Annotated in this window: 1 protein-coding gene; it reads right to left on the bottom strand. The window is 50.4% G+C overall.

From position 1 onward, the window contains the following. Nucleotides 1-275, bottom strand: a 275-nt coding sequence (locus JS756_RS36295) for a hypothetical protein (RefSeq protein ID WP_205387520.1), incomplete at its 3' end; no start/stop codon positions are given. Nucleotides 276-401 lie beyond the last annotated feature (126 nt).

The raw sequence follows: 401 nt of genomic DNA, 5'->3' as shown, positions 1-401 counted from the left end.
ATTGATGTTATATGCTTTACATCATCCACAGTTAGTTCCAAGTAAGATTGCTTCAGAGCATATAAAAGCTTACCCTGGCGGAAGAAATCAGCGACACTGATATACTTGCCAGCCGGAGCCGGACCAGCCTTAGCAGGCTTTTTGCCTTTCTTGCCCGAGGCCTCGCCCTGTCCCTGGGTGCCGAAGCCAGGTCGTTCAGTGTAACGAGGCTTGCCGGGGGTTTTCTGACGCTTGACAGACAGTGCCTTGGCGATTGCATTTTCAGTTTTTGTCACCTCGTTCGAGGGCGTGGTTTGACCATTCGGGTTGCTAACCGATTAACGGGCTGATCATATATTGCTGGCACAGACGGACAGTAGTAGAGACATACGTGAAGATTCTCGGTCCTGTTTCTCTAGGTG

It is taken from the genome of Streptomyces actuosus (assembly GCF_016921115.1).
Taxonomy (GTDB): domain Bacteria; phylum Actinomycetota; class Actinomycetes; order Streptomycetales; family Streptomycetaceae; genus Streptomyces; species Streptomyces actuosus_A.
This window is presented reverse-complemented; position numbering and strand designations above follow the sequence as displayed.